Here is an 11,932-nt window from a genome sequence, read left to right as displayed (position 1 = left end):
AAATTCAGCGTTTATTATTGAATTACTGTTGTTTCATAAATCATTAGCACTTGTCCTTCTTGCAAAGCGCTGGATTGTAGCTTGTTCCATTGCTTTAATGAAGTGACGCTAACATTGTAAATTTCTGCGATGCTGTTTAATGAGTCGTCTGCTGTGACGGTGACTGTTGTTTTGTTTTCGATTGGGTAATCATATTGTGTTAAGTCATATTGTTCAATCAATTGATTTAGCTTTTGCTCATATTTTGAGTCAGAGGCATAGGTACCTGTTAAAAAGCTTGTCACATCGCGATAGGAGGATGTGTTGCTTTTAAAGGCAGCATGGTAAAATGCGTTATTCCATGAAACACCGTTGCGCAATAAATTAGCATAGTCCTGCATGGAAGCTTCGTAGGAAGGATATTTTCGGAATTCATCTAAAATTGTTGTGAGATTACCATTGCCATCATCTTCTTTTGTTTTCAGTGTTATGGATTGATTTTTGTATTTCCCTTTAATACCAAATAAATTATAGTTCGGCTCAGAGGCAAGCCCACTTTGTCCTTTATTGCTTTCTAAAATGGCTTGTGCAAGCATAACCGATGCGTATAAATCATTTTCACTAGCAAGTTTGCGTGCTGTTTCACCAATTGCGCCAATAAATTGCTCGGCACTTAAATCTTCCTCGATTGGCTGGATAGCAGGCTGTATTTCTTGAGATGGAGAAGAAAAAATTTTACTAAACATATATAGAATCAGTACAGCAATAATGCCGAATGCGAATAATAATCTTATTACTAGTTTCATATAGCGCCCTCTCTTAAAAAATCACTACTGAAAATTGTAGCACGAGAAAGTTTATCATGCAAAAAAATCATTAGGTGATAAAATGGAGAAAAAGGGGGATTTTGTTATGTGGAAAAAAAGAATGGTCGATACGATAAGAGGAACATTTGAACTGTTTGAAAAAGGCGAGGGGGAGCCATTAGTCATTACACATTTGTATAGTGAATATAATGAGCGTGGCAATGCGTTTGCAAATCCATTTACTAATCATTATAAAGTATATTTAATCAATGTTCGTGGCGTTGGTAATTCTGTTCAAGCAACAGAGCAAGATGATTTTTCAATGAATACGACAGTGCAAGATTTAGAGGCGATACGTCAAGCATTAGGACTACATCGTTGGGCGATGGCAGGGCATTCGACAGGTGGTATGTTAGCGCTTAAATATGCAGTATTAGCACAAGACTCTTTGACAAAAATTATCGCGACAGGGTCAGCTGCAAGCATTGAATATGCAGCAGATGTAGAGAGCATTTATTGTCATCAAAACCCAAATTTTAATCGCATTCGTGAAATTATGAATTTGTTTAATGAGCCTGATTTGCCTGTGGAGGAAAGACAGCGATTATCACAGGAATGGGCATTAATGTCATTTTACAATAAAGAAAACTTACATAAAACATATGCTCGACCGAATAGCGGGAAAACTGTCGGAGCACGCCTTGATTATTTTCGGAAAGTAGATTGTCAAAAATTTGATGTGCGAGAGCAATTGAAATCTGTGCAAATTCCTGCCTTTATTTCAGCTGGATTACATGATGCACAATGTCCATATCGTTTTTCAATGGAAATGGCTGAGCTACTGCCAACTGCGCAATTAACAACATTTAACTACAGCAATCATTACCCTTTTTTCGAGGAGGAAGAAAGGTTTGAGGAATTTGTTGCCTCTACTTGCTAAAAAATAGCGGCATTTTTTAACGGCAACCTACAAATACTATCAGTAAAATATAATGTAGGGTGTGATGTGTTGAAAAAAATATACGCATTCATAACGTTCGTGCTTGTATTGGCTGTTATCCCTTTTTTTCAAACAAAGGAGGAGGCAGCTGCGAATCGTAGCAGGCAATATTATGAGGAAGCAGGGCAAGTTGTTTGGGATATTCATACAGATCAAAAAGTATTGGCATTAACGTTCGATGATGGGCCGCATCAAGCATATACATCTGAAATTTTAGATTTGCTTGCATTGCATGGAGCGAAGGCGACATTTTTTATTATTGGTGAAAATGCAAAGAAAAATCCTGCACTTGTTGAGCGAATTGATGAAGAAGGTCATGAAATTGCGAATCATACGTACACACATCCATTAAAAACAACCGTGCCAAAGCTTATAGAGGAAATTGAGCAAACTTCCGAGCTGCTTGAGCAAATTACAGGCAATCGACCGAAGCTGTTCCGTCCCGTTGGTGGACAATATACAGATGCGATGATTGATGCAATCGCAGAGGAAGGCTATAAAGTTGTAATGTGGTCGTGGCATTTGGACACGGAAGATTGGAAGGAGCCAGGAGTAGGGAAAATCCTGCAAATTGTGAATAGTGCCAAGGAAGGTGATGTTATCCTGTTTCATGATGGAGGCGGCAATCGTCAGCAAACTGTGGAGGCATTAAAGCAGGCTTTGCCTCAGCTAAAGGAGCAAGGTTATACATTTGTCACGATTTCCGAATTACTTGCGATACAGCAATCAACGATACAAAAATAGCAAGGAGTCCCCCTCACTTAAAGCGAAGGAATTTTAAGCTGAGGGATTTTTTTCTTTTCTCAATAGCAAAATTGCGTAATAATAGTAAAGTGGACATTAAATAAGGAGTTGGTTTATGGATGGAAGGTAGTACAAAGAAACAAGCAAAGAGCGACTTTGTACGTCGTGTCATATTTATTATTCTTGGTGCAGCGCTTGCAGGATATGCACTGGAAGCCGTATTAATTCCTAATTCGGTAATTGATGGTGGCGTAACAGGTGTCAGCATTATGGGGAATTATCTTTTTAATATTCCGTTAGGTGTTTTACTGTTCGTCTTAAATTTACCGTTTATATACGTAGGTTATAAGCAGGTGGGAAAAACATTTGCTATTTTTAGTACGATTGGTATCGTTGCATTATCAGCATCAACGGTGTTAATGCATGGCATGGAACCTATTTTAGGTGAAAAGGATCCTTTACTTGTTGTGTTATCTGGTGGGGTAATGCTAGGTGTCGGAATTGGTATTGTTTTGCGTAATGGTGGTGCGCTAGATGGTTCAGAAGTTCTTGCAGTGCTTATATCGCGTAATATTCCATTTTCAGTAGGGGACGTTATTTTATTCATTAATGCTTTTATTTTTACAGGGGCAGGCTTTATTTATGGTCTGGAAAGCGCTTTATATTCTGCTGCTACATATTATATTGCGAAAATTGTTATCGACGTTATTCAGGTCGGTTTAGAAAGCTCGAAATCTGTTCAAATTATTAGCAAAAATACGCGTGAGATTGGACAAGCGCTACAGGACCGACTAGGTCGTGGCGTTACATATACAGCGGGAACAGGTGGTTTTTCAAATGAACCAGTTGAGCTAATTCATTGCATTATTACAAGGATGGAAGAAAATAAAGTATTAACCATCGTAAAAGAGCATGATCCAAGCGCTTTTATTGTTATTACAGATGTGGCTGAGGTACGTGGTGGTAGCTTTAAAAAGAGAAATATTCACTAAAAGAGTAGTCGGGGATGCACGCATTCTCGGCTGTTTTTGCGTTGTGAAGGTGAATAAGTGATCGAATAGTGACGAAAAGTGATCAAATAGCATCAAAAAGTGATCAAATGGCAAGGGAAAGCGCTCAATTAAAAAAAGCCTCCGAATTTGTGGGAGGCTTATTTCTTCGCTTCAAGCTAAATTTTATATTGTAGGGCTTGCTCAATATGTGCCACATGGTGTGCTCCATGCCAAGCATATAAGCCGATACATTGCTGTAGCGGTATTTCGCCTGTGTCAGGATGGATGAAGCATCTTGAGAGTTGGTCAGCTGTTAAACTTTCCAGCAATGCTGCCCAACGTGTATGCAAAGCATCTAAACAAGCTAGTGAAACGGCGATAGGGAGAGCTGAGTCAGCTAGCTTCGCCCATTGATCCTCGGCATATGGTTTGATGGTTGGCTCATCTTCAGTAAGAGCTAGCTTAAACCGAATATAGCTGTTCATATGACTGTCTGCAATATGATGTACTAATTGACGAATTGTCCAGCCATTTTTACGATAACGATAGGAGAGCTCCTTATCCGATAAGCTGGCTGTTAATGTCTCTAATTGTTGTGGTAAAGCTTTCATTTGCTCAATCCAAGCAGTGATTTGCTGTGACGTAATGGCTGGAGGACATTGAAATTGTCCTATAGGATATTGCTCCTGGCTCATTGTGCACCACCTTTCGTATATTGTTTGATGGCAGGAATAATATCGTTGCCAATCAATTCGATATTTTTCATCACTTGCTTGAAAGGTACACCACCAAAATCAATTTGTGCCATAAAGCGCTGTTGACCAAATAGCTCATATTGGTACAGCATTTTTTCGATAATTTGCTGTGGGCTACCGACCATTAATGCATCTGTTGAGCTACTTGCAAGCTCAATTTGCTGTCTTGGATAGCCACTACCACGAATCGTTAAGAAGCCGCTATTTAAATGTGGATACATTTCATCAATTGCTTGCTGTGTTGTTTCTGCAACATAAAATAAGCTTGTTGTCGCAATTGGTAATGTAGCTGGGTCAAAGCCACCTTCAGCTGCCGCCTCGCGATAAGCATCAACTGACACTTTAAAGTTTATAGCTGGACCCCCTAGTGTTGTTAGCATCATCGGAATGCCCATCTGTCCTGCTTTAATAGCGCTTGCAGGAGGACCTCCAACTGCGCGCCAAATTGGTAAAGAGCCTTCTAATGGCTGTGGATAAATCATCGCATTAATTAATGGGGGGCGAAATTGACCCTCCCACGTAATTTTTTCTTTTTCATTTAATTGCATTAACAGCTCTAGCTTTTCTTCAAATAAATCTTCGTAATAAGCTAAGTCATAGCCAAACAATTCATAGGCACCAACGCGAGAGCCGCGCCCTGCTACAATTTCAGCACGGCCGTTCGAAATTAAATCAAGTGTTGCAAAATCTTCATAGACGCGCACAGGGTCAGCTACGCTTAACACCGTTGCAGAGCTAGCAATTTTAATATGCTTTGTTGCTTGCGCAATCGCACCTAAAATAACGGTATGTGCCTGTGATGTAAAATGTGTTTGGTGGCTTTCGCCAACAGCAAAGACATCAATGCCCGCTTGTTCCGCTAATTGACTTGCTTCAATTAGCTCCTGAATGCGCTGCTGTGTGGAAATGCGTTCACCTGTTAATGGATTCGCCATATGGTCACCTAATGAATAGAGACCAAATTCCATTCCTTGTGCTGAATCAATACGATAGTTTTGCATGTTTAATCCTCCTCGATTGGTTGCAAATGCGCTTCAATTTCAGCGCGACGCTGTTCTAAAAATGGTGGTAAATCTAATTTCTCACCTAATGTTGCAATATCGCCATCAATTGTAAAGCCGGGTCCATCTGTTGCAATTTCGAATAGAATACCATTCGATTCGCGGAAATAAAGGCTTTTAAAATAGTAGCGGTCAACGATACCAGATGTTTGGAAGCCACGTTCTTTCACACGCTCATCCCAATAAGCAAGCTCCTCGTCATTGCTCACGCGAATCGCTAAGTGATGGATGCTACCACGTCCTGGCTTTTCACTTGGTCCATCTAGCTCTTTCACAACGATTTCACCGAAAACTTGTCCGTCAACAGATTGGAAAATAGCTTCATTTGCTGTGCGGCTAATTTCTTTATAATTGAACATTTGCAACGTATCTGCTAGTTTGTTAAGACGTTTGACAGTCATTTCAACAGTGCCCATACCTAAAATTTGATGCTCAGTAGGAACGGGTGATTCGTCCCATGTTTGCCAGTGGTCAATACGTTCGCCATTTGCTGCAAGCAACACTATACGCAAGCCTTCCTCATCTTCAAAGTGTAGAGCAGGGCGATTTGCATATGTTGTAATTTCACCATGCTTTACATGAAAGCTCTTCAAGCGATTTTGCCAATAAACTAAGCTTTCCTCAGTTGGAACGAGCAAGCCGATTTGGGTAATAGCATTTGTGCCACGATGTGTGCGTCCTATGAATGGCATTTCAAAAAAGGATAATTCTGTGCCAGGGCTGCCTGTTGTATCACCATAAAATAGATGGTACATTGACGGATCATCTTGGTTGACTGTTAACTTTACACGGCGTAACCCTAAAATATGTCGATAAAAGTGATTATTTTGTTTTGCATTTTTGGATAACATAGAAATATGATGATGTCCTGAGATTGTATACATAAAAGTCGCTCCTTATATGTTGTTGTCTCTCACTTTACTACTGAAAAATACAATATGCAAGAAAAATATCTCGAATTCGAGATATTTTCTCCTTGAGATAGTGCCAGGCACTCACACAATTTTGACACAATTCAATTCAAACAATTGACATCGTAAAATATCTATGGTAAATTTATCTCGAATTCAAGATAAAATATTTTTGAACTTAACATATAATTGGAGGCATAACAAATGAATCATTTAAAAGGAATCCACCACGTAACAGCAATTACAAGCAGTGCAGAAAAAAATTATGAATTTTTCACAAATGTATTAGGGATGCGCTTAGTAAAGAAAACTGTTAACCAGGATGATATTCAAACATATCATTTATTTTTTGCGGATGATAAAGGTTCTGCGGGGACAGATATGACATTTTTCGATTTTCCAGGCATTTCAAAAGGCATGCATGGTACTAATGAAATTTCAAAAACCTCATTCCGTGTACCGACAGATGCAGCGTTGGATTATTGGGTCAAGCGCTTTGATCGTCTACAAGTGCAGCATACAGGTATTAAAGAGCAATTTGGTAAAAATACGTTATCCTTCGTTGACTTTGATGAACAGCATTATCAGCTAATTTCTGATGAACATAATAGCGGGGTTGCCTCAGGTACGCCGTGGGAAAAGGGGCCGATTCCAGTAGAATATGCCATTACAGGCTTAGGTCCAGTATTTATCCGCATTAGCGACTTTAACTTCTTTAAGCAAATGCTAGAAAAAGTAATGCTGTTTACCGAAATTGCAAAGGAAGGTTCATTCTACTTATTCGAAGTAGGTGAAGGTGGCAACGGTGCTCAAATTATTGTGGAGCATAATACGGTGTTGCCAAATGCGCGCCAAGGCTTCGGTACAGTGCATCATGCTGCATTCCGCGTGGAGGATCGCGCCATGTTAAATGAATGGCAAAATCATTTTGAAAGCTTTGGCTTACACACATCAGGCTATGTCAATCGCCATTTCTTTGAATCACTTTATGCGCGTGTTGCACCGCAAATTTTATTCGAGCTTGCAACAGATGGCCCTGGCTTCATGGGTGATGAGCCATATGAAACGCTAGGGGAGAAGCTATCATTACCGCCATTTTTAGAGCCAAAGCGTGAGCAAATTGAAAGCTTAGTAAGACCGATTGATACAGTACGTAGCACAAAAACATTTGAAAAAGAATACGAATAAGGGAGTTACTGTAATGGATTTTCGACAACTAATAGAGCAACGTCGCTCGGCTGGTAACTTTATACAAGATGTAACGATAACGGAAGCGGAGTTAAAAGCAATTTTTGATGATGTGAAATATGCACCATCTGCTTTTAATTTGCAGCATACACATTATATTACAGTGCTTGATGAAGCGAAGAAGGAGCAAGTACGTGAAGCGGCATATGGGCAATATAAAGTGCACAGTGCCTCAGCTGTTATCATCGTTACAGGTGATCGCTATGCTTACCAAAAAACAGAAGCTTTAAATGAGGGAATGCGCGCTCTAGGTGTTATTAATGATTGTGAGCTCGAAAATATCGTGAAAGAAAATGAAGAGTTTTACGAAAGCCGTGGCGAGCAATTTATGAAGGAGGAGGCTATTCGCAATGCCTCATTATCTGCAATGCTCTTTATGCTAGCAGCTAAAAATCACGGCTGGGACACATGTCCAATGATAGGCTTTGATCAAGAGAAGGTACGCGAGCTGCTAAAAATTCCTACAAATCAAGAAATTGTCTTAATGATTACGATTGGCAAAGAGAAGGTAGAGAGTCGAGGGTTGCGTGGCTATCGCAAGCCTGTCAATGAGTTTGTACAGTTCCTATAAAAAAGAATTGTGTGGGTGCCAGGCACTCACACAATTTTTTTATCCCATAATATTATAGCCAGAATCGATGTAAATCGTTTCACCTGTTACGCCGCGAGATAAGTGGCTCAGCATCACGATTGTCATATCGGCTACTTCCTCTTGGTTTGTATTGCGCTTTAATGGCGCTTTTTCTTCAATTTGGCGCAAAATTTGATTGAAGCTTGGTACGCCTTTTGCTGCCAACGTGCGGATTGCACCAGCAGAGATGGCGTTGACACGGATGTTTTCAGCGCCTAAGTCAGCAGCTAAATAGCGCATTGCGGCTTCTAAAGCGGCTTTTGCAACACCCATGACATTGTAACCATCTAAGACACGTTCAGCACCTAAATAGCTCATTGTGACGATGGAAGCGCCGTCTGCTAAATAAGGTTTTGCTGCTTTGCTGACTGCTACTAATGAATAAGCGCTTGTATCTTGGGCAAAGGCATAGCCTTCACGCGATGTTTCATGGAAGCGATTTTTTAAATCTTCAGCATGTGCGAAAGCAACTGAATGCACGATGCCATGAATTTCGCCGAACTGTGCACCGATTTGCTCGAAAGCCTGTGCAATGCTGTCATCGCTGTTGACATCACACTCAACAACCGCCGATTTGTAATCTGTATAATCGGCAAGCATTTTTTCAATTTTCCCTTTAGAGCGCTCTTTGCGGTAAGTGAAAATAACGTTTGCACCTACTTCAAATAATTTCTTTGCGATGCCCCAAGCGATGCTACGTTCATTGGCAACACCCATTACGACTACATTTTTATCTTTTAATTGTAAAATATCCATCATTCGCACTCCTTTTTAGTACAATAATATCTGTTATTAGTACCAACTACTAAAAATAACTATAACATGATAAAAAAAAGCACGCAATAGATTTTTCTACTGCGCACTTACACTTATTCATATTTTAATGCGTCGCCATCGAATGATTCATCAGCTACTTTAATTGAATCTGTTGGGCAGCCTTCAAATGCATCTTGCATATCTTCTAATAAATCATCTGGAACCGCACATGTTCCCATATTTTCATCTAAAATAACAAAGGCAATTCCTTCATCATCATAATCATAAATATCTGGTGCAGCAGCGCCACAAGCGCCACAAGCGATACATGTATCTTTATCGACAATTGTATATTTTGGCATTGTATTCTCTCCTTTTTTCCGTTCGCTTTCTCTTAAGCTTCTTTCTTATTCTATAGTGGTTCACTATACTTTTCAACAGGCAATGCTTGTTTTTCATACAAATGTCTTATCTACTGCCTATTTTAGAATTTGTTATGTGTAGAAAGCTATGATAAGAGAAACAAATGTACGGCAACGACTAGAGTTTCTTACGTTCATTTGAAAAGCTCTTCTTTAAAATACTACGAACTTTTAATATTGAGTAAAAAGAGATTTTAGTTGATAATATAAAAATAAGACTAAATGTCGAAAAAAGGAGAATGCGGATGGAACATATGGAGCATATGCATGGTTCACATGACACTTTATTAGTTATTTTCTCCTATATTGTGGCAGTGGCAGCATCTTATACTGTACTCGATTTAGTAGGTAGAATTAGCAATGTCAAAGGCAAATCAAGATTCCTTTGGCTGTTATTTGGCGCAGGTACAATGGGGATGGGAATTTGGTCGATGCATTTTGTCGCAATGCTTGCCTTTTCATTACCTATACCAGTTGCATATAATCTTGTCATTGTTATTGTGTCGGTTGTGGCCGCAATGATTGGCTCGTTTTTTGCCCTACACTTAGTTAGCCGTAAAGATCGTTTAACAATCCCGCGTTTAGTTATCGCAAGTATTTCCTTGGCGATTGGTGTAGTAGCAATGCATTATATCGGTATGGAAGCAATGCAAATTGGCATTATGTACAATATTGGTTATGTACTGCTCTCAGTGGTTATTGCACTTTTAGCCTCTTTTGTTGCGCTATGGCTAGCCTTTTCCTTAAAGAGTGAGGGAGGAAATAGGAAGTTTTATGCGAAACTAGGCAGCGGCTTAGTGATGGGAGCTGCGATTGCAGGGATGCATTATGTTGGTATGTATGCGGCGAATTTTTACGTAGATGCAAATATGCAATATAGTGCAGGTATTGTGTTCAATCAGCAATTTTTAGGCTACTTCATTTCAGGAGGAACGCTATTTACCTTAATTATTTCCTTGTTCGGTATTTATTTGTCAAATAAAATTTCATTTAAAGATTCAGAGATTGAAAGAAAAACGCAAGAAATTTATGAGATGAATAAGGAGTTAAAAGAGCTGAACAGCAACTTAGAGCTTATTGTCAAGGAGCGTACAGCACAGCTTGAGCAAGCGCATGATGAAGCGATTAAAGCAAATATGGTGAAAAGTAAATTTTTAGCTAATATGAGTCATGAGTTAAGAACACCGTTAAACGCTATTATTGGCTATAGTGAAATGTTGGCTGAGGAAGCAGAGGAGATTGGTGAACCCATCTTTGTTGAGGACTTGAATAAAATCCGCAATGCGGGAAGACATTTGCTATCGTTAATTAATGATATATTAGACATCTCCAAAATCGAAGCTGGCAAAATGGAAGTGCATTTTGAGCAAATAGCCATTCAGCAGCTTGTGCAGGATGTCTTAGCAACAGTCAAACCGCTTGTCGATCAAAATAATAATAAATTAATAACGCATATCACCGATGGAGAAATGTCCACGGATATTACAAAGCTACGGCAAATTTTAATTAACTTAATTAGCAATGCGAGCAAGTTTACGCAAGATGGCACCGTAACGTTAACCGTTGCGCAAGAAGCTCGTATGGAACAACTTGGCTTCAGCTTCCGCATTCAAGATACGGGCATTGGCATGACGAAGGAGCAGATGGATAAGCTATTCCAGCCGTTTACACAGGCAGATGCTTCCACTACGAGAAAATATGGTGGAACAGGGCTTGGTCTTGCGATTAGCCAAAGCTTTAGCGAAATACTAGGCGGATACATTAGCGTTGAAAGTGAAATAGGTGTTGGTAGCACATTTACATGCTGGCTTCCAATCGCAGCAGAAGAGGAGCTTTCTACAGAGGAACATAGGGAAATATCAAAGCATGAGAAAAAGAGTAAAGTGAATATTTTACATATTGATGATGAGCCATTAAATCATCAATTAATGAAGCATTATTTAGCGAAGGAAGGCTGGTCATTAGCCTATGCTTCAAGTGGACAAGAAGGATTAGAAATGGCGAGAAAGTTACAGCCTGAAGTGATTTGTTTAGATATTTTAATGCCGAGCATGGATGGTTGGAGTGTCTTGACAGTGTTGAAAAATGATGAAGAGCTACAGCATATACCTGTCATTATTTGGTCTATGGTGAAAGATGAGCATTTAGGTTATACGCTAGGGGCATCAGAATATTTAACGAAGCCAAGTAATAAAGGGTCATTAGTAAGTACGCTGGAGCGTTATGTAACGGAAAAGCAGCAAGTGCAAGTGCTTATTGTAGAAGATGATGCGACGACAAGCGAATTGATGACGAAATTATTAAATAAAGAAGGCTATGTTGTGACACAGGCACGCAATGGGCAACATGCAATTGACTGTGTGAAAAACGAAAAGCCTGAATTAATATTGCTCGATTTAATGATGCCTGAAATGGATGGCTTTCAATTTATTAACGAATTAAGAGAAACAGCGGAATGGCGCGATATTCCAGTTGTCGTCGTGACAGCTAAAACGCTAACAGGGGAAGAGCAAGCCAAGCTAAGTAGCTATGTTGAAAGCATCGTACAAAAAGGGATGTTTAAGCATAAAATGTTATTGGAAAAAATCGGGGAAATTTTAATCAAAGACTAAAGAGGTTTTGAGAAA

Annotated in this window: 12 protein-coding genes; 6 read left to right on the top strand and 6 right to left on the bottom strand. The window is 39.5% G+C overall.

The annotated features are described in order from the left end of the window. Positions 1-14: 14 nt before the first annotated feature. On the bottom strand, positions 15-785 hold the full coding sequence (locus R6U77_RS18020) for a glucosaminidase domain-containing protein (protein WP_319836691.1): 771 nt from the start codon (positions 783-785) through the stop codon (positions 15-17). 106 nt (positions 786-891) lie between these two features. On the opposite strand from R6U77_RS18020, the gene R6U77_RS18015 reads away from it, so the two are divergent. The 3 genes from R6U77_RS18015 (at position 892) to R6U77_RS18005 (ending at position 3,521) form a co-directional block, all read left to right on the top strand. After that, positions 892-1,725, top strand: a complete 834-nt coding sequence (locus R6U77_RS18015; RefSeq protein WP_319836690.1) for an alpha/beta fold hydrolase — start codon at positions 892-894, stop codon at positions 1,723-1,725. Between the two features lie 66 nt (positions 1,726-1,791). Further along, the gene (locus R6U77_RS18010; protein WP_406601058.1) at positions 1,792-2,529 is read left to right on the top strand and encodes a polysaccharide deacetylase family protein; all 738 of its coding nucleotides are present in this window, start codon (positions 1,792-1,794) and stop codon (positions 2,527-2,529) included. 119 nt (positions 2,530-2,648) lie between these two features. Further along, the gene (locus R6U77_RS18005; RefSeq protein WP_293929680.1) at positions 2,649-3,521 is read left to right on the top strand and encodes a YitT family protein; all 873 of its coding nucleotides are present in this window, start codon (positions 2,649-2,651) and stop codon (positions 3,519-3,521) included. Between the two features lie 176 nt (positions 3,522-3,697). Here R6U77_RS18005 and R6U77_RS18000 read toward each other — a convergent pair whose 3' ends face one another. From R6U77_RS18000 to R6U77_RS17990, 3 genes are read right to left on the bottom strand one after another with little or no spacing between them, the layout of a single operon-like run. Then, entirely contained in the window at positions 3,698-4,216 is a 519-nt protein-coding gene (locus R6U77_RS18000; protein ID WP_319836689.1) for a YfiT family bacillithiol transferase, read from the bottom strand. Then, positions 4,213-5,277, bottom strand: coding sequence for an LLM class flavin-dependent oxidoreductase (locus R6U77_RS17995; RefSeq protein ID WP_319836688.1), 1,065 nt, complete (start codon positions 5,275-5,277; stop codon positions 4,213-4,215). The genes R6U77_RS18000 and R6U77_RS17995 overlap by 4 nt, the downstream gene beginning before the upstream one ends. A gap of 2 nt (positions 5,278-5,279) precedes the next feature. Beyond that, positions 5,280-6,221, bottom strand: coding sequence for a ring-cleaving dioxygenase (locus R6U77_RS17990; RefSeq protein ID WP_319836687.1), 942 nt, complete (start codon positions 6,219-6,221; stop codon positions 5,280-5,282). 231 nt (positions 6,222-6,452) lie between these two features. Between R6U77_RS17990 and R6U77_RS17985 the strand changes: the two genes are divergently transcribed. Next, the gene (locus R6U77_RS17985) at positions 6,453-7,436 is read left to right on the top strand and encodes a ring-cleaving dioxygenase (protein WP_319836686.1); all 984 of its coding nucleotides are present in this window, start codon (positions 6,453-6,455) and stop codon (positions 7,434-7,436) included. A gap of 13 nt (positions 7,437-7,449) precedes the next feature. Beyond that, positions 7,450-8,067 (top strand): nitroreductase family protein, encoded by a 618-nt coding sequence (locus R6U77_RS17980; RefSeq protein ID WP_319836685.1) that lies wholly within the window; start codon positions 7,450-7,452, stop codon positions 8,065-8,067. Between the two features lie 39 nt (positions 8,068-8,106). Here the strand turns inward: R6U77_RS17980 and R6U77_RS17975 are convergent, their stop codons facing one another. Then, the gene (locus R6U77_RS17975) at positions 8,107-8,886 is read right to left on the bottom strand and encodes an enoyl-ACP reductase FabI (RefSeq protein ID WP_293921108.1); all 780 of its coding nucleotides are present in this window, start codon (positions 8,884-8,886) and stop codon (positions 8,107-8,109) included. A 110-nt stretch (positions 8,887-8,996) separates the two neighbouring features. Further along, positions 8,997-9,245: a ferredoxin gene (locus R6U77_RS17970; RefSeq protein WP_293921106.1), complete on the bottom strand. Its 249-nt coding sequence runs from the start codon at positions 9,243-9,245 to the stop codon at positions 8,997-8,999. Positions 9,246-9,550: 305 nt separating this feature from the next. On the opposite strand from R6U77_RS17970, the gene R6U77_RS17965 reads away from it, so the two are divergent. Next, complete coding sequence (locus tag R6U77_RS17965; protein WP_319836684.1) at positions 9,551-11,917, top strand: response regulator; 2,367 nt, start codon at positions 9,551-9,553, stop codon at positions 11,915-11,917. Positions 11,918-11,932: the final 15 nt, after the last annotated feature.

This window comes from Lysinibacillus louembei, assembly GCF_033880585.1.
Lineage (GTDB): Bacteria > Bacillota > Bacilli > Bacillales_A > Planococcaceae > Metasolibacillus > Metasolibacillus louembei.
This window is presented reverse-complemented; position numbering and strand designations above follow the sequence as displayed.

Coding starts and splice junctions, on each gene's coding strand:
- R6U77_RS18020 (WP_319836691.1), bottom strand. CDS start 785: ATGAAACTAGTAATAAGATTATTATTCGCATTCGGCATTATTGCTGTA.
- R6U77_RS18015 (WP_319836690.1), top strand. CDS start 892: ATGTGGAAAAAAAGAATGGTCGATACGATAAGAGGAACATTTGAACTG.
- R6U77_RS18005 (WP_293929680.1), top strand. CDS start 2,649: ATGGAAGGTAGTACAAAGAAACAAGCAAAGAGCGACTTTGTACGTCGT.
- R6U77_RS18000 (WP_319836689.1), bottom strand. CDS start 4,216: ATGAGCCAGGAGCAATATCCTATAGGACAATTTCAATGTCCTCCAGCC.
- R6U77_RS17995 (WP_319836688.1), bottom strand. CDS start 5,277: ATGCAAAACTATCGTATTGATTCAGCACAAGGAATGGAATTTGGTCTC.
- R6U77_RS17990 (WP_319836687.1), bottom strand. CDS start 6,221: ATGTATACAATCTCAGGACATCATCATATTTCTATGTTATCCAAAAAT.
- R6U77_RS17985 (WP_319836686.1), top strand. CDS start 6,453: ATGAATCATTTAAAAGGAATCCACCACGTAACAGCAATTACAAGCAGT.
- R6U77_RS17980 (WP_319836685.1), top strand. CDS start 7,450: ATGGATTTTCGACAACTAATAGAGCAACGTCGCTCGGCTGGTAACTTT.
- R6U77_RS17975 (WP_293921108.1), bottom strand. CDS start 8,886: ATGATGGATATTTTACAATTAAAAGATAAAAATGTAGTCGTAATGGGT.
- R6U77_RS17970 (WP_293921106.1), bottom strand. CDS start 9,245: ATGCCAAAATATACAATTGTCGATAAAGATACATGTATCGCTTGTGGC.
- R6U77_RS17965 (WP_319836684.1), top strand. CDS start 9,551: ATGGAACATATGGAGCATATGCATGGTTCACATGACACTTTATTAGTT.